This is a genomic window from Paenibacillus sp. Y930, from assembly GCF_056786375.1.
On the sequence record NZ_JBXCIX010000001.1, the window covers coordinates 50,391 to 68,332 of the forward strand.

17 protein-coding genes are annotated in these 17,942 nt (G+C 37.7%); 14 read left to right on the forward strand and 3 right to left on the reverse strand.

The genetic code is table 11. From position 1 onward, the window contains the following. The 4 genes from AC1TO5_RS00320 to AC1TO5_RS00335 all read left to right on the forward strand — a co-directional run bounded on the left by AC1TO5_RS00320 (window position 1) and on the right by AC1TO5_RS00335 (window position 4,206). The gene (locus AC1TO5_RS00320) at window positions 1-708 is read left to right on the forward strand and encodes an ATP-binding cassette domain-containing protein (protein ID WP_482060799.1); all 708 of its coding nucleotides are present in this window, start codon (window positions 1-3) and stop codon (window positions 706-708) included. Then, complete coding sequence (locus AC1TO5_RS00325; RefSeq protein WP_482060800.1) at window positions 705-1,508, forward strand: hypothetical protein; 804 nt, start codon at window positions 705-707, stop codon at window positions 1,506-1,508. Before AC1TO5_RS00320 ends, AC1TO5_RS00325 begins: the two co-directional genes overlap by 4 nt. Window positions 1,509-1,521: 13 nt before the next feature. Next, entirely contained in the window at window positions 1,522-2,742 is a 1,221-nt protein-coding gene (locus tag AC1TO5_RS00330; RefSeq protein ID WP_482060801.1) for a hypothetical protein, read from the forward strand. A gap of 249 nt (window positions 2,743-2,991) precedes the next feature. Further along, a complete protein-coding gene (locus AC1TO5_RS00335) occupies window positions 2,992-4,206 on the forward strand; it encodes a chromate transporter (protein WP_482060802.1) in 1,215 nt (404 codons plus the stop codon). Between the two features lie 305 nt (window positions 4,207-4,511). Here the strand turns inward: AC1TO5_RS00335 and AC1TO5_RS00340 are convergent, their stop codons facing one another. Together AC1TO5_RS00340 and AC1TO5_RS00345 are read right to left on the reverse strand one after the other, a co-directional pair. Then, window positions 4,512-5,168: a DUF2642 domain-containing protein gene (locus AC1TO5_RS00340; RefSeq protein ID WP_482060803.1), complete on the reverse strand. Its 657-nt coding sequence runs from the start codon at window positions 5,166-5,168 to the stop codon at window positions 4,512-4,514. A gap of 30 nt (window positions 5,169-5,198) precedes the next feature. Continuing rightward, a complete protein-coding gene (locus tag AC1TO5_RS00345) occupies window positions 5,199-6,548 on the reverse strand; it encodes an arsenic transporter (protein ID WP_482060804.1) in 1,350 nt (449 codons plus the stop codon). A 331-nt stretch (window positions 6,549-6,879) separates the two neighbouring features. On the opposite strand from AC1TO5_RS00345, the gene AC1TO5_RS00350 reads away from it, so the two are divergent. The 4 genes from AC1TO5_RS00350 (at window position 6,880) to AC1TO5_RS00365 (ending at window position 11,324) form a co-directional block, all read left to right on the forward strand. Beyond that, on the forward strand, window positions 6,880-7,455 hold the full coding sequence (locus AC1TO5_RS00350) for a hypothetical protein (protein ID WP_482060805.1): 576 nt from the start codon (window positions 6,880-6,882) through the stop codon (window positions 7,453-7,455). 114 nt (window positions 7,456-7,569) lie between these two features. Beyond that, complete coding sequence (locus AC1TO5_RS00355) at window positions 7,570-9,621, forward strand: catalase (protein ID WP_482060806.1); 2,052 nt, start codon at window positions 7,570-7,572, stop codon at window positions 9,619-9,621. Window positions 9,622-9,738: 117 nt separating this feature from the next. Beyond that, window positions 9,739-10,170 (forward strand): MarR family winged helix-turn-helix transcriptional regulator, encoded by a 432-nt coding sequence (locus tag AC1TO5_RS00360; RefSeq protein WP_482060807.1) that lies wholly within the window; start codon window positions 9,739-9,741, stop codon window positions 10,168-10,170. A gap of 131 nt (window positions 10,171-10,301) precedes the next feature. Continuing rightward, complete coding sequence (locus AC1TO5_RS00365; RefSeq protein WP_482060808.1) at window positions 10,302-11,324, forward strand: NADH:flavin oxidoreductase/NADH oxidase; 1,023 nt, start codon at window positions 10,302-10,304, stop codon at window positions 11,322-11,324. A 192-nt stretch (window positions 11,325-11,516) separates the two neighbouring features. On the opposite strand, the gene AC1TO5_RS00370 is transcribed toward AC1TO5_RS00365, so the two are convergent. Beyond that, a complete protein-coding gene (locus tag AC1TO5_RS00370) occupies window positions 11,517-11,873 on the reverse strand; it encodes a nucleotide excision repair endonuclease (protein WP_482060809.1) in 357 nt (118 codons plus the stop codon). A gap of 126 nt (window positions 11,874-11,999) precedes the next feature. On the opposite strand from AC1TO5_RS00370, the gene AC1TO5_RS00375 reads away from it, so the two are divergent. The 6 genes from AC1TO5_RS00375 to AC1TO5_RS00400 all read left to right on the forward strand — a co-directional run bounded on the left by AC1TO5_RS00375 (window position 12,000) and on the right by AC1TO5_RS00400 (window position 17,937). Continuing rightward, on the forward strand, window positions 12,000-12,395 hold the full coding sequence (locus tag AC1TO5_RS00375) for a DUF6985 domain-containing protein (protein ID WP_482060810.1): 396 nt from the start codon (window positions 12,000-12,002) through the stop codon (window positions 12,393-12,395). A 318-nt stretch (window positions 12,396-12,713) separates the two neighbouring features. Continuing rightward, window positions 12,714-13,283, forward strand: coding sequence for a hypothetical protein (locus AC1TO5_RS00380; RefSeq protein WP_482060811.1), 570 nt, complete (start codon window positions 12,714-12,716; stop codon window positions 13,281-13,283). A gap of 76 nt (window positions 13,284-13,359) precedes the next feature. Then, on the forward strand, window positions 13,360-14,943 hold the full coding sequence (locus tag AC1TO5_RS00385) for an alkaline phosphatase family protein (RefSeq protein WP_482060812.1): 1,584 nt from the start codon (window positions 13,360-13,362) through the stop codon (window positions 14,941-14,943). A 115-nt stretch (window positions 14,944-15,058) separates the two neighbouring features. Continuing rightward, window positions 15,059-15,772 (forward strand): hypothetical protein, encoded by a 714-nt coding sequence (locus tag AC1TO5_RS00390; protein ID WP_482060813.1) that lies wholly within the window; start codon window positions 15,059-15,061, stop codon window positions 15,770-15,772. Between the two features lie 102 nt (window positions 15,773-15,874). After that, window positions 15,875-16,720, forward strand: coding sequence for an STM4015 family protein (locus AC1TO5_RS00395; protein ID WP_482060814.1), 846 nt, complete (start codon window positions 15,875-15,877; stop codon window positions 16,718-16,720). Window positions 16,721-16,722: 2 nt separating this feature from the next. Next, window positions 16,723-17,937, forward strand: a complete 1,215-nt coding sequence (locus tag AC1TO5_RS00400) for an STM4014 family protein (protein ID WP_482060815.1) — start codon at window positions 16,723-16,725, stop codon at window positions 17,935-17,937. Window positions 17,938-17,942: the final 5 nt, after the last annotated feature.

Below are 17,942 nucleotides of genomic sequence, written 5' to 3' on the forward strand. Positions count from 1 at the left end.
ATGCAAAATAATAATAGCAGCATCGAGGTTGTCGACCTTCGAAAACGTTACTTCAGAAAAACGGTACTAGACGGAATATCCTTCACTGCTGAGAAAAGTAAGATTACTTGCCTTATTGGTTTGAATGGAGCAGGGAAATCTACGATTCTAAAGGCAATTATGGGCTTAACTCCTGTACAAAGTGGAAGTATCTTAATAGACGGTGCTCCATTTACGAAAGAAAGCTATGAGAAGGTTGCTTTTGTTCCCGATCATCTTACGATGCCTTTAGGAATGACCATGGATGCAGGGATACAGTGGATGGAGCAGTTTTATAGCAACTGGAATATGAAGCGAGCTGTGGAGCTACTATCCTTTTTCAAGCTGAATGCAGCAGATCGTATTGGTAATCTATCAAAGGGAACCGCTGCAAAATATAATTTATTACTTGGCTTAAGTCAGTCCACAGAGTATATCATTATGGATGAGCCATTTTCTGGGATTGATTTACTAGCGCGCGAACAAATTGCTGAGGTGTTTTCCAGTGAGTTGATTGAGGATCGCGGTGTTTTAATAACAACCCATGAAATTCAGGAGATGGAGTATTTAATCGATCGAGCTGTGCTGCTTAAAAATGGCGTGATTAATCAAGCCTTCGATTGTGAGGACATGCGAAGCTTACATAGTAAGTCAGTTACAGACGTCATGAGGGAGGTGTACCAATCTTGAAGCATTACTTGAAGCTTGTTCATTTTGAAATTATTCGCTTTCGTTATATTTTATTAGCGTTGATGGCTCTAACCGCGGTTTTGGAAATTGGGTCGGTTATTTATTATACTAATGATGCATTAGCAGTCAGTTATAACCGCTATGAATTCATATCATTTTCAATGATTTTGGCAAATGGTCAGTTTTGGTTCAAGCTTTCCATGCTAATTAGTATCGTTATCATAGGTGCTTACATATTAGTAATCTGGTATCGAGACTGGTTCGGTCGCTCGACCTTCATATATCGCTTACTTATGCTGCCAACAGCAAGATTTCATATTTATTTAGCAAAGGCTACAGCGATACTGACATTTATTTTCAGCTTATTGTCGTTTCAAATTGTTTTGTTTTGGATACAAAAGCTAATCTTTAACAGCATTGTTCCCTCACATATCATCAAGGCTTCCTACTTCACCGAGTATTTTTTGTCCATTCGATTTTTCCCTACTATTTTACCGCATCAATTTGAGCAATTTATTACTTCCTACGGACTAGGCACGATTATTATGTTAACGATCTTTACCGCGATTTTGTTAGAACGAAGCTTTCGCAAAATAGGTTTGCTATACGCCGCTGTCTATATAACAATTTGCAGTGTCATTATATTTTTACCGCATGTCATCGCAGCGTTTGATCATGAAATGATTTCCTTCGTTTATCCTAATGAGCTTTTTGTTATCCAGCTTTGCTGCTGCGTTATCGTATTACTGGCTAATATATGGATAGGGCATTACCTTATTAATAGAAAGATTACAGTATAAAGGGGGGAGTTCATTGCGACGTTATTTATTTTCAATCATTCTAGCAATTTTTGCGATTGGTAGCATTAGCTTTAGTTATTTATATGGGGCAGTCAATCATTTGCCAGATTATAAGCTAGTTACCGTAGCAGGAGATGAACAAAATGCAACTAATATAGAGTTGTCTGGCGCATATTATTTGGGTGAGTACTTCGCACATTTATCCGTCAATGACAAGGGGAGTCAATATGGTATTGAAAATAGTTCATTCAGACAGCAGACTCTAAATGATCGGGTTTGGCATTTCAGTCATGCTGGCATTAATGAACTTGTTGAAAACTATAAAGGTTTTATGAGGGGTAAATCTAATACTGTTGGTTTGTACGTAGATGATGAGTGGATCATTTATGTCGATTCAGAAAATAGGCAAGGAAGTAATGGTTTATTTAATGTCAATTTGTATGTAACTACATTGAATAAAAAAACAGAGCTTGTTCAGGAGTATGATTATCAATTAAATAGCAGAGATTTTTTCTCCATTCGTGATGTCCAGCTTGTAGATGATCGTATCAACATTATTGCAGATGAAAAAGTAAGAAATGACAAGTCTTATCTCTATCATTATATTATTGATTTGCAGCTTGGATCACTTGATAGCTTTGACCAATTAATTGTAGGAGAGCCACAAATAGTCGATGAACATAATATGCAGGCGATGCAAGTACAAGTATCAGCAATTGCCGATGCTACTCTAACTGTTCCTAGTGATTATATTGTGCTTTCTGAGGTGAAAACAGAGACTTTAGAACAAAGCGAACAGAATCAGGATAGCCCTACACAAACCTCCTATTATGGCTATTCTTATCGAACAGAAGAAGTGTTTGAATTACCTGTCGAACCTAATAATAATTCGTTAAGTCTATTACAAGGCAATGTATTCACTTATGTTGAGTACGATGAGGAGCAAATTATAGTATCTCGATATGAATTAGACACGAGGGAATTCAAGCCACAGTACATAGCTTTTACAGCTGAAGAGCTAGGTTTAGCGAAAATTACACGTACAATGAAGCTAGAAGGTAATTATTTATATATATTTGATCGAAATATGCAGGAACCAACCGTTGTAGCCATTGATTTGTCAAAGGGTGAACTAACTTATAAAGGTCAGGTCATTTATGATGGGGATGAGCAAGAAGCCGAGAAGCAATTGGCGAAGCTGCATCTCATTAATATCAATATTAAGCTGGAATAGCCGAACGATTGGGCGAGCTTGTTATCCTTATGAAGTTTCACACCTATATTCCAAATTGTCAAAGACCACCTCGCGGTGGTCTTTTCTACTATTTCATATGCTCTCGTTAATATATTAAGTTTCTGTAAAGTGGCTATATCTTTACCGACGGTAAGCTTACAATGTAAGCATCTTACAAAGTCACTGTACAGAGTTGACAATTTTCACTCTAGCAAGCGTAGTGATGGATAAAAGGAGCTAGGCATCGGCATGGGAGCGCAACAAACAGTAGCGATACAGAGTGATAAGAAAAGTAAGCTTTCTACACTAATTGAAGTTTTTAGCGTATCAACAAAACTCGGATTCACCTCTTTTGGAGGGCCAATTGCACATTTGGGATATTTCCATAATGAGTACATACGTCGTCGGAAATGGATGGATGAACAAAGTTATGCGGATCTCGTTGCGCTTTGTCAGTTTCTGCCGGGACCAGCTAGTAGTCAAGTCGGAATAGGTATAGGAATCTTAAGAGCAGGATTATTGGGCGGTTTTGTCGCTTGGTTAGGCTTTACATTACCCTCGATCATTGCTTTAGTGCTCTTTGCTTACTTACTACAAGGCTATGATATAGGAAGCTCAGGTTGGATACATGGATTGAAGATTGTAGCTGTCGCAATCGTTGCTCAGGCAGTTCTTGGGATGGGGCAAAAACTTACCCCTGACCGTGAGAGAGTAACGATTGCAGTGATCGCTGCAGTAGTTTCGTTATATTGGCAGACAGCATTTAGTCAAGTACTGATCATTGTAGTTGCAGGCCTTATCGGGCTATCGTATTATCGCAACAAGGAAGAACATGTTGTGAATAATTTACATGTTACAATAAGTCGTTCTGTAGCAATCGTCTGTCTATCCTTATTTTTTATTCTGCTTATTGCACTGCCACTTTTAAGTCAGTGGGGAGGGATCGAATGGCTTACGATGTTCGACAGCTTTTACCGTACAGGTTCTTTGGTCTTTGGTGGTGGGCATGTTGTATTACCGCTTTTAGAAAGCGAAGTCATTGCTAATGAATGGGTAAGCCAGGCAGATTTCCTTGCAGGATATGGTGCTACTCAGTCTGTTCCAGGACCATTATTTACTTTTGCAAGTTATCTCGGCACGATGGCTGGAGGCTTATCTGGAGCATTGATTGCAACAACTGCTATATTTTTGCCAGCATTTCTTCTTGTTGCGGGTGCACTGCCTTTTTGGAACACTCTAAGGACTAACCCGAAAATCAAGGGAGCTTTGGTAGGGATTAATGCAGCTGTCGTTGGTATATTACTAGCCTCACTGTATGACCCGTTATGGACTACTGCTATTTTGGAACCTAGTGATTTTGCTCTTGCAGTTATTTTATTTATTATGCTTATATTTTGGAAGCTTCCTCCATGGATCATAGTTATTACAGGCGCTGCAGGAGGAATGTTGCTTAGTATCATCTAAATATTACAAAACTAAAGTAGTGGATAGTCAACTATGGTCACAAATAGCAAACTGATCTGCACCTTGACTCAGGTGCGGATTTTTTTTCCTAATTTCCCCATAACTACTTTATCTGTCGTAGTAATTATGAGTATGTTCAGCAATGTCTATCGTATCTTGAAACGCCAAAATGTTTCGTAAGTATACAACTAATAAGCCAAACTAAACAGCCTGCGTCCATTGAAATAGTTGGAAGAGGCTATTTAGACGACCTTCTGCTTTTGAAGGTCGTTTTTTTATACTCTATATTTGGTAGTTGTACTCCATTATGGCTTATACACTGTTTTTAAGTGATGGATATTCCAACATTGTATGTTTCCATCAGCTTTAATAAGCTCCATAATTTGGCTGTCTGCCTTCTGAAGTAAGCCTATTTTATTGGGATTATCTCCGAAATCAAAAACTACTAAACTTCCTTCAAGTTTTTTACACTGCTCGGCAAATGTTCGCGATAAAGTGATATTAACAAGAGGTAGGGGTTGATTATTCAGAGAATATGGCGTGGCATTGTTACTATAAGGAATCAACCATTTCAGATGATTCATGGAAACAAACACGGCTTTATAGATAGGAGAGTAGAATACGAAGTAGTCATTCATAATACTAGTTAAATAGCCATGGATAGATTTATTTCCTCCAATATAAATCTCTACAAAACTACCTTTTGCATGTTGTAATATTTTCCGAAAAGAAAGGTTGTCTGTTTGATTATCAATAGGAACTTCAGGAGGATTGTCTGCTTCATTATTAGATGTTGAACCTTTAATATTTTGGATATGGACTAAGGGGATATAAAAGAATCGGTTTTCAGAAAAGAGCACAATTAAATCAGTTCCAATGTCGATTAATGTTCCTGTATAAAAGATATTTCCGGAGATCTCTACTTCCACTTGTTGATTAATAAATTGGTGAAGAGCATTCATATCTAAAACCTCCTAGTTTAATTATCATCATCAAAATAACCATGATACCCAGTATGACAAAATGACTAATGTGAAAATTACTGTGATCGGAATAACGATTGAAGTAACTTTTAAATACTCCCCCCAACTTATTTTCACTTTACCTTTCTTAAGAATGTGCATCCACATCAACGTAGCAAGTGTTCCGATTGGCAAAAGAAGCGAACCGATGTCACTACCAATTACACTTGCTAAGTAGGAAATTTTTAGAGTAAGGGGATCAAGATCCATGTTCGTTAACGTAAGGGTGCCAACCATCAAAGCAGGATGATTATTGAATACATTGGAAAGGAAGGATACAAGGATTCCCATCATGACACTAGCATGAAGTAAATCTCCAGATATTATCGGTTGAAAGAAACTTATGAGTAGCTCTGTTAAGCCGATATTATGCAACCCATAAATAATGACATACATACTGAAGGCAAAGAGAAGGATGTACCACGGGGTTTTCTTCAACATATCCGTAGGAGGGATTTTCAAATAAACCCAACGCCAAGTTAGTAAAAAGATAGAACCGATAACTGCCATTACAGGGACTGGAAAGTTGATGTAGGAAGCTACAAAGAGACTTATTCGTACTAGAAATACAAAGATTAATATATTGAGCATAAACTTGGTTTGTTTCTCTTTCGGTATGAGAGGTATGTCTTCTTTTAAGGGATGGTACCCTTTTTCTAAAGCATAATTCGAGAATCTCCTGGCCTCAGGTATTTTACGAGGAATTATGCGGTAAAAGTAGGCATATAGCAAGAGCGAAAGGAGAACAAGCCCTAGAGTGGCGGGAACGAACATCATCGCTGTGTGCATATAAAGATCCATATCAACAATTTTCAACGCAATCAAGTTGACAATATTGCTAACTCCGATTGGTGCACTTGAAGCCGTTGCAATTAAAGCACCCGACAATAAATAAGGGATTTTCTGATGGTTTTTAAGTCCTATATTATGAAGCAGCATCAATAAAATCGGTGTCGTAATTAATATGCTACCATCATTGTTAACGAAGAGCGTCATTAGAAAACAAAGAAGGGTGGTATACCAAAATAATCGGATACCTGAACCTTTTGCTTTTACTAACAGCTTGTCAGCAGCCCAATGAAAGAAACCAAAGCTTTCGATTACGATGGCCATGACAATCGTTGCGATGATGGTTATAGCGGCACCTCCTATCGTTTCGGTTATTACTCGTAAATCAGTTAATGAAACGCTACCGCTAAGTAGAACGAAAATAGCACCAATAGTTGCTGGTATAGCCTCATTCACATTGGGACGCCAGAAAATGAAACATATCGTACACAAGAAGGTAATAATAGTAAGGGCTATCATAGCATTGTGCATTAACTTCAACCTCTATTCGCATAGAATTCATCTCTTTCTCTCTAGTAATTAATGTTTTCTCATCCTCCATTTTTGATTGACTTGTGTATTCATTTGCATTATATGTACACGTCCCCTTGCAGGAACTAAGTGGATTACCTATTTCTATCATTATCAACTAACGTCAATAGTTGATAGATGTCATTGGTAGATACTTACCGTGGATGTCTATATGTCTTTAATATTCCTCATTTCCCATAGAACAGTAATATTATGGTATATTAATTATAAAGAAAAACTTTAAGGAGACACGAAATATGAGAGATATACAGAATAGAAGGGTTAGATAATCATGAAATCATTGTTCAATGCTCTACTCATAATAGTTGTAGTTATGTTATCTGGTTGTAATTCATCTGAACAAATAAAGCCGATAAAAGCAGAAACTATTGATTTCGACATCGAAACTGCAATAGAAATGGTTGAAAAGAAAGAAAAACTTATCCTTGATGTAGCTTTAAGAGAGAGTCTTTCAAAAATGGATTACGATCAAGCAGAGAAAGCTTTAACCGAAGAGTTTGGAGATCGTGGCAAAGAAATTTTACCGATGTTCATTATAAATGATATGGACTCCATATCGGATACGTATGTAATGTCAGATACATTTTATCCTACTGTCTTTCATGAAGGAATAACTATAACGCAGGCTGTCATTGATAAGGTTTATTACGAGTATGAATCATTAAATAAGATTAGATTAAGCATTAAGGAAGAATATAGTGGTGAGGACGAGAACTTAAAAGATTGGAACAGAGAATATATTTTCAATCAAAACGAAGAGGGAGAATGGGAATTCCATGGATTTTCTGGAATATTGAATTTCTTGGGAGAAGAATATAATATGCATTATTTACAGTTAAAACTTTAGTTAAATAGCTTTTAAGCAACCAGCTATCGAAAAATATTCGGTGGCTGGTTTTTTGTTATTCTAGTATATTCCTCTGGATATATTCATAAGTTTTATCGATAGGAGGGGTAACTTATGAATGATGATGAGCGTAATGTCAATGAAAATAGTAAGAATGAACAGCTAGAACCATTTCGAGTCGATGATGAAGGCACGTTCCTGACTACTAACCAGGGATTAAAGGTATCTGAAGATGAGTTTTCGTTAAAAGCTGGTGATCGTGGCCCTACATTAATGGAAGATTTTCATTTTCGTGAGAAATTAACGCATTTTGATCATGAACGTATACCAGAAAGAGTTGTTCATGCACGTGGTTTTGCTGCACATGGAGTGTTCGAGTTATACGAGGACATGAAGGATTTTACTAGAGCAAAATTTTTACAAGATACATCTGCAAAAACACCTGTATTTGTTCGATTTTCTACAGTGAATGGAGCACGAGGCTCGTCTGATTCCGTTCGAGATGCAAGAGGTTTTGCCACAAAGTTTTATACCGAAGAAGGAAATTACGACTTAGTCGGTAATAATATTCCAGTCTTTTTCATTCAAGATGCTATTAAGTTTCCAGATCTTGTTCACGCATTTAAACCAGAGCCTAATAATGATATTCCGCAAGCTTCAACTGCGCATGATACCTTTTGGGATTTCGTAGCGAACAACCAGGAATCTGCCCATATGATTATGTGGATTATGTCTGACCGAGCGATACCAAGAAGCTTTCGAATGATGGAAGGATTCGGTGTACATACGTTTAGATTTGTCAATGCTCAAGGGAAGGCACACTTTGTAAAATTCCATTGGAAGCCTTTACTAGGGGTACATTCACTTGTTTGGGATGAGTCTCATATTCTTGCAGGCATCGATCCTGATTTTCATCGTAATGATTTGTGGCATGCCATTGAGAACGGATTCTATCCTGAATACGAATTAGGGGTTCAAATTCTTGATGAGCAGGATGAATTTAACCTTGGCGTCGATATTTTGGACGCGACAAAACTATGGCCAGAGGAAATAGTCCCTGTTAGAATTATAGGAAAGATGACATTAAATCGTAATGTAGATAACTTTTTCGCAGAAACTGAGCAAGTTGCTTTCCATCTAGGTAATGTTGTCCCAGGAATCGATTTTACGAATGATCCATTACTACAAGGTCGATTATTTTCTTATCTCGATACACAGTTAATCCGTCTAGGCGGACCTAATTTTCATGAAATTCCAATCAATAGACCGGTTGTACCTTTCCATAATAATCAACGTGAAGGATATCATCGTCAAACGATTAATTTGGGTAAAGTAAGTTATCATCGAAATTCATTAGCAGGAAATACCCCTAGACCTGCCAGCCCAGCTGAAGGTGGATATGAAACCTATCAAGAAAAAGTGGAAGGCAAAAAAATCCGTGCTAGAAGCGAAAGCTTTAAGGATCATTTTTCTCAAGCAACTTTATTTTGGAATAGTATGAGCCCAACTGAGAAAAAACATATCGTTGATGCATTCAGCTTTGAGCTTTCTAATGTTAGGAGTCAATCTGTCAAACAGCAGGTTGTCGATATGTTTGCGAACGTAAGTCTAGAATTAGTTAATTCCTTCACCCATATTATAGGTGCAAATCCTCCAACATCAGGCGGTTCAAATGTCACACAATCTTCGCCAGCACTCAGTATGGAAAATACGATAGATAGTCCAAAAACACTTACAGTCGCTGTCATTGTTACAGATGGATTCAACGGACCGAATCTCAAATATGTGTTGAACCGTTTGACAGCAGAAGGGGTAATGCCTAAAATCATCAGTGAAAACATTGGTGTAGTGGAAGGGACCAACGGAATAGCATTAGAAGCAGAATATACATTTTTAACAGCAAAGTCAGTCCTATTTGACTCCGTTTATCTAGTAAGAGCTAGCAATGACAGCCAAAAATTCAATCAAAATGCTGCTAATTTTATTGATCAAGCATTTTCTCATTATAAACCGATTGGTGCAAATGCAGAGGTAAAGAATTGGATGGAGACAAACCATTTTGCAGGACAACCTGGAGTAGTCATAGAGGATGATATGACACAATTCACCAATGAATTTATTAATGCGATTTCAAAACAGCGCTTTTGGAAGAGGATTGTTATTTAATAAAAACGCTGGTTTCGCCACACAATAAAGGTTATACTATTTCTGAACAAAATATCGAAAGTTCAAGATAATCGACCAATCGACAAAATATTATATAACAGAACAGGTGAATACTTGATGCATAATAATAAACTTTTAAATAATTGGTTGTCTCTCACAGACATCCAAACAAGCATTAATAATAAATTGGAAACTGTTTTACAAGAGAAATATAGCTTATCATTAAAAGAATTTTATGTTCTTTATTTTCTATCTCAAACTAGTGAAAAAAAATTAAGGCTGCAGCAATTACAAGAAATGGTAGGTTTAAGCCAAAGTGCAATTTCAAGACTGGTGGGCAGGATGGAAGCCAACAATTGTGGTGCTCTGCAGCGTAGTATCTGTGAAGATGATCGAAGAGGTATTTATACCCGATTAACAGAGTTAGGCGAGGATAAATGTAAAATGGCATTAGTTACTGTTAACGAAATTTTCAAAGAAATTCAATTACAAGAGGGATTCCAAAAAGAACTCCAAACATTAATTCAACAATTTCAAAGTACAGAATAAGTCATGTCAAATTAGAAAAGCAACGCGATGGAGATTCCGCGTTGCTTTTCTAATTTGACAAATAAAAATTCATTGTGTTATTATAAATGCATGCGCAAGCATGTAATTATGAATTTAAAGGAGTTTTTACGATGATCAATTTATTTACCCCTTACAAGTATAAAGGTATGGAGTTGAAAAACCGTATTATTATGCCACCTATGTGCCAATATTCGGTCGATAAAAAAGACGGGATCGCAACGGAATGGCATTATTTGCATTATGTGAGTCGAGCTGTTGGTGGGACAGGTATGATTATAATTGAAATGACTGATGTTGAACCTGATGGCCGAATCTCTGATTATGATCTTGGATTATGGTCTGACGAGCAAATTCTTCCGCTAAAAAGAATAGTGGACGCTTGTCACGCATACGGTGCTAAAGTAGGAATTCAGATCGCTCATGCTGGACGTAAAGCAGAAGATGCTATTGTTCCTGTAGCTCCTTCTGCAATTCCTTTCGATGAAAATTCCAAAACACCAAGAGCACTTTCAACCGAAGAAGTAAAAGGAATGGTAGAGAAATTCCGTAGTGCAGCGAGAAGAGCTGTTGAAGCTGGATTTGATACCATTGAAATTCACGGGGCACATGGTTATCTGATCCATCAATTCCATTCACCACTTACCAATAAAAGGGATGATGAGTACGGTCAAGATTTAACTAAATTTGGTAAGGAAATTATCGAAGCAGTTAAATCAGAAATGCCTGAAGATATGCCTCTAATTATGCGAATCTCTGCAAAGGAATATGTAGATGGTGGCTATGGTATTGACGAAAGTATCCAATTTTCTCGAGTATATCAAGATGCTGGTGTTGACATGTTTGATGTTTCGTCCGGAGGAGAAGGCCAAATCGCCGCGTGGGGAAGACCAGGTACACATGTAGCTTACCAAGTACCATTAGCTAGACAGATCAAAGAAGCGCTACAAGTTCCAGTTATCGCAGTTGGTAGACTAGATGATCCGATGCTAGCTAATTCTATCGTTGGAAACGAGGATGCTGATCTTGTAGCTGTAGGAAGAGGTATGCTGAGAAATCCATACTGGTCATTAGAAGCTGCAAAGCAACTAAGAATTGAAAAGACTGTACCGAAACAATATACTTTTGGTTTTTAAGCGGAACACATTTAGTTAGAGCTTCATCTGAAAGGTCTATCTAGAATGATGTACGGGAGAAGAACATACACGATTTAGAAGTCGCCATCTGGCGACTTTTTTATTGTTATGAATTAAGTTCATATGAGATAGGAACTTATCAGAAATAGGGATTGAGGAGGTACTCTCAATCCCTGCGCGTCTTCTTGTCCCTTATTTGTAATATACTTTATCCATATTATATCTCGCTCTACGGCGATTGATAATGAATGTCTCATAGATTTCCCGTTCAACGGCATCCTCTACCAAGCAAACCTCGATTTTGAACACCTCGTCGCGTTTCTCTTTCATAACGGATACCGAGTCTTCGAAATGCTTCTTGATGCGAGGGCGTAGCTTACGTGCCTTTCCAACGAACAATAGCTCATCCTGCTCGTTGTAGAACATGAAAATGCCGCCTTGATCGCGCGAAATAAGATGGAAATCGGTAAACCCGTAAATATGGCTAAGCTCTGGATTTTCTTGTTTCGTAATGGTAACATCAGGACTTGGTACAGTAATCTGGATCAATCGTATTCACTTCCTCTTTTGGTATACATAAAATCCTATCATAAATCGGACAAGAATACATCCAATATCGCGCCTCCGCACAAAAAATAAACAAACTTAAATTTTAATAGAGAGGAGAGAACTAGTGTGACTGAAAGATTTCAATTAGAACGCGTTGGAGTAGATGAATCTTTAGATGAAAATGCTATGTCTGGATTTGGTTTGCTTGCGTTATTCCAATGTCATGTTGAATATCGCTTTAGTACCGAAGACATGAGTTTGGAGGAAGCGGAGTTTTATATTCAAAATATGTTGTATAATTTTCCGGATGAGACCATTAATGAAATATGCAATAAAGCATGTGAATGGAAAACCGACAAAATGTCCAGTGATACGGTAGACTATCCTAGCCGCTTGTCTCAAGCTCAAGGTAGAGATATTTTGGATTTTATGTCCGTAGGGGAAGTTGATCTTTACCGAAATCCTTATGATAGAAACGATAATACATTTGGAGTAATTCTGGGCGGAGGCACAGATACATAAATAATCCGCACGTTGTTCAAATCATAAAAATCTTTATCATAAATAAAGGATTCTAACATTAAATATATTGCACTTGGTAACCATATGGAAGACGTGTCCCCTGATGAAAGTTATGAATTAAGTTTGGAGGATGTGAAATAAAATATGGATAGTTATCAATTGAAAGAAGTCGTTAATCATTATGTTTTATTTGTTGTTGATGAGTATACAGAAGATACATGGACAATTAGGGGGTTTGACGAAAATGGAGCCTTAATTGCGGACCAAAGATACCTCGGACAACCCAGATATTTAAACTGACATAGGTAAGGAGTTAATATGAAAAAAATTATTATAATAGTTTTTGTAATAGCTTTAATGGCTTGGGCTCTATTTACTATAATCAATTTTTATCCCAAGGAAGTTAATGTCAATGCACAAGGCATAAAATATAGATTAGGAACTGAGCTTGTAGAGTCAGAAAAACTAGTACAAGTACAAATTGAAGGAAAGTTAAATAAAAGCATCACAGGTGAGAGGAAGTTTGAAGGTACGATCAACATAGAAGATGAAGATATACCTGTTCCATTAGATCAGAGAAAACTAACAATACTCATTTCAGATGATGGCTGGGGAGCTATTGTATTTCCTTATTATAAGTATCAAAAAAACAATGGTGCAATCAAAAGTGTTCACCATTTCCAGTATGGAACAATTGTGATAAATAATGATTTTACTAAAGCAACTATATTTGTTTTCGATCAAAATGAATTAGAGGATAATAACGGAATTGTATCGGATTCAGAAAGTGGTCAAATGATAACAGTGCCAGCTAATAGCAGAACAGAAGCAATTCAAATATCTAACGAGATTGCAGCAAAATTTCTAAGAGGAATTATATTAAAGTGAAACGACGGCATAAATACACAATATAATGGTAAAACTAACGATCTTAATGGAATCTATTAGGAGGATTAATTTACCCATGAGTAAAAAAATTACGCTGTTCATGCTAACCATTTCTCTATTGATCATGACAATAGGCTGCTCCGCTCAAAAAAATAATGATAAAGAACAAGATCTACTACAGGTAAAATCAATTCAAAGTAATCAGAAGAAAAAAGTTATTTATCTACTTGTCGACTCTTTAATGGCTCAATCCATAGATAGAGGAATTCAGCAAGACATCCTTCCCACCATGAAATATTTAATTGAACATGGTCAATATTATAAGAATATGGTCAGTTCTTTCCCTACGATGTCCGTTACCATTGATAGCTCACTTTTTACAGGGGCATATCCAGACGAACATCGTGTTCCTGGCTTAACATGGTATTCTACAAACGAAAAAAGACTAATTAATTACGGAACGGGGCCCATTGAGTCTATGAGGCTTGGAGTAGACTCCGTATTAGAAAACATTCTGCTGAATTTAAACGGTGTTCACTTAAACCGACAGTTACCAACCATTCATGAGGATTTACATGCATTAGGCTTGAAATCAAGCAGTATTAACGGTTTAATTTATCGCGGTAATATCGATCATGCTTTAACGATACCTCCACTTGTTGACGTTGCCACTTCCTTGCCAAGATCAATGACTGTACAAGGACCCGATTACTTAACTTTAGGTGCGTTATCCGATCCGCTAAAAGATAAAGAACTACTCCCTGATGGGATAACAGATCGTATAGGATTAAACAATGACTTTTCCATATTAAATATCAATTATTTAATAAGAGAAAATAAATTGCCTGATTTCTCTTTTGTTTATTTACCTGATTTAGATCAAAAGCTTCATAAAAATGGTCCAACCGATCTGGAAGGACTCAAAGATCTAGATCGTCAAATCGCCTCCGTATTAGAAAGCTTTGGGTCTGCGGATGAAGCTCTTGATAAGGCTGTTTTTATTATTACTGGAGATAGTGGAATGAGTCAGATTAAATCTGCTGAATATGAACCTACAATCGAGCTGACTTCCTTTTTCAATGACTATAATGTGTTAAAGCCAGACGAAGCAGTGAAGGATGACACTCAAATCGTCCTTGCAGTCAACGAAACGATGGCATATGTCTATTCATTACAAATGGACAAGTTAAGAGGCATAGCCAATTTATTAAGAGCTGATCCCCGTGTTGATATCATTTCATGGAAGGAAAATGATTGGATATACGTCATTCAATCATGCTCTACCAAAGAGCTAAGATTTCAGGCTAATGGAAAGATGCAAGATTATTACCAGCAAATATGGACGGTAGAAGGGGATCCAGATGTATTAGATTTGAAAATGGATAAACAGTCAATAGAATATGGTAAGTATCCTGATGGATTGCAACGATTGTCTGGTGCATTGCACTCACATCCCGGAAACTATTTAGTTGTGACTGCCAAGTCAGGCTATGAATTCTCTGGCAATAGTTCACCAACACATACAGGCGGAGGTGGGCACGGTTCTCTTGATCAAGAAGTGTCGCTTGTACCACTTATTATTAGTGGGTCAGATCAAAGACCACAATACTTACGTATTGTCGATTTAAAGTCGTTTATATTACAGGTACTTGCAGACTAAGCAAATTGTAATGGATGGAACTAAAGATATAGGCCATTGCTCATATTAGAGAGATGGCTTTTTTATGATATACTTAGAAAGTAATTATTATCCAATTAAGAAGAAGGGAGGAAGTATGAGAAAATTTATTTATATTATAAGTTTGCTTTCTATAGTAACCATGTTGACTGCTTGCGGTAATAATAAAATTAATAATAATGTATCAATGAATGAAGCAGAAGATGAAGCAGTTCATCAGCAAGCAGAAATTAAAGATTTAGAAGTAATAGAATACGGGTATGAGCGTAATTCAGATGGTTATTTGCAAGTAGCCGGCATATTTAAAAACCCAAATCGTGTACATACAGCTCAATATGCTAAAATTAATTGGACAATTGTCGATGATAATGGCGTAGTTATATCAGAACCAAATAGAGTTATAACTATACGACCTGGTGAAACCATTGTACATAGCTTTCCAGCAATTCAACATAAGGAATTTGCAGAAATTAGTGTGGAGCTTGAAATGAAAGAAGAAGACTGGATCATCGAGGAAAAATCTCCGGTTACTCAAGCTGACTTATCTTTAAGTGAGCTGACAGTGGAGAGAAATGCTTTACAATCTTATGTAGTCCAGGGATTTATCGAAAATACAAGTGCAGTTGATATAGCTTCATATACTATTGGAATTGTCTTTAGAAAAGATGGTAAAATTGTTGGAGGCTCTTCATTGGAATCTAGCTCAACATTGAGTGCTGGAAAAAAATATGAATATAAGCAGGGTTCAAGTATTGCATTTCCAGAGATGGACGATTTTGAACTTTATATTTATCGTGTTGAAGCACAATAAGTAGTCCTATATTTTCAAATATAAAGCAGATGTAGAAAAACTAATCCGAGGGCTGAAGCCTTGTTTCACACTAAATTTATTATAATAGGGGGAGGTATTTTTATGTCCGAATGTAAACTATCTGTCGATTATGATCAATACGAGAATGGAATCAAAATAGTAGATTTAATCGAGGAGCTTGCCGGCAAGGATGAGAGCTTACAGCTTGAAAGCCTTATCATCGGTGACTGGGGCGGCGCATACGAGAATGATTCAAGTGAAATTGTTGAAGCTCTTGTTCGCTTGAAAGACCGTTTTCCACAGCTGTGTAGCTTGTATATTGGCGATATGTCCTTTGAAGAATGTGAAGTCTCTTGGATTAATCAATCCAACCTGGGACCGATTCTTTCTGCTTATCCCGAGCTTAGATCATTGACGATTAAAGGAAGCACAGAGCTTAGTCTTGATCCCGCTCATCATGACAAGCTGAAGGAGCTTACTATTATTTGCGGCGGACTTGGAAAAGACGTCATTACTAGTATTAGCGAGGGCAGTTTTAAAAACCTGAAAAAGCTGGAGCTTTATTTAGGAGTTGAGGATTACGGATTTGATGGCAGTCTCGAAGATATTCTTCCGCTGATCGAGCCTGGAAAATTTCCTAAGCTTACCTATCTTGGTCTAAAAGATAGTGAAATTCAAGATGAAATTGCTATTGCTGTAGCTAATGCACCGATTGTTGATCAATTACATACATTGGATCTTTCTTTGGGAACGTTGACGGATGAGGGAGCTCAAGCACTTATTCAAAGTGAGAAGATAAAGAAACTGGAACTGCTTGATTTAAACTATCATTATATGTCGGATGAAATGATGAATCGTTGGAAGCAGTCAGGCTTGAAGGTAGATATCGGCGATCGGCAGGATTCTGATGATGACGACGATTATCGCTATCCTTCCTTGACGGAATAACGATGAAATCGATGATTATTATTGGTAATTCCGGTAACAGAAGAACAGCAGGACTGCAAGCGGCAAGAGCTGGGCTGGGGTTATCCCCAGCCCTTGTTTTGAATTATCTCGATGTGCTGCAGGGAAGAGCTTCCTTAAGTTCGATTATACAAAGCCTGGGGCAAGCAATGAATGAACCACCCTTGCTACGGATCGATGCACCAGGGGAGGATTTTGAAGTAGAACGCGAGCTTATTGCACTTGGCGCAGCTGATACAGCCAACACTCATATAGACGAGCGTTGGCTTAAGTATAACAACACCGCTCCGCCTATTTCGGCAAGGATGGCCCGAAGCATGAAGGAAGTCAACGGTAAGCTGTATCATCCTTCCCAGTGGTTTCACGGATATTGCAGACTGTTGTCGCAACTGGACCGGGAGGCCATTCAACTATGGAATACACCACGATGGATGAATGCTCCTGAGGATATAGCGGCTATGTTCGATAAAAGGTATACACACGAACTATTATCAGCAGCTGGATTGCCAGTCGCTAGAAGATTAGCAGCACCAGAGGCTATTCCTGATTATGAAACGCTCCGTGAAGCTATGGCTAGTGAGCGAACATACCGTCTATTTATTAAGTTAGCAGCAGGTTCTGGCGCATGCGGTGTCATTGCGTATCAAGTCAATCCCGTTACAGGAGCAGAATCGGCTGTAACTACAATAGGTGTGGAGAACTATCAAAACAGACCTCCATTATTTTATAACGTAAAAAAGCTAGTGAACTACAAAGAACACCGTACTATACGCCAAATCATCAACTGGTTATTAGGACATGGCGCTCATGTGGAGCAATGGATTCCGAAAGCTTCTTATGAGAATCGCACATTCGATATTCGTCAGCTAGTCGTAGCAGGCAAGGCTTGTCACAGCATTGCTAGAGCAAGCAGAACACCCATAACGAATCTGCATCTTGATAGCGACCGCTTGAGCATGAAGGAGATTGGCTTATCTGACAAGCTTCAAGCTGCCGTGCAACAATGTGCCGAACAAACGTTATCGGTCTTTCCGCGTTCTACCGTTGCCGGCATAGATGTATTATTGAGCAGCGGCTCCTATCGCCCTTATATATTGGATGTTAACCCGTTCGGAGATTTACTATATGATAGTCATTATGAAGGATATACCCCCTATGAATGGGAGATGAGAATGATCGAACGCCCTTCGACTATCTAAATGGA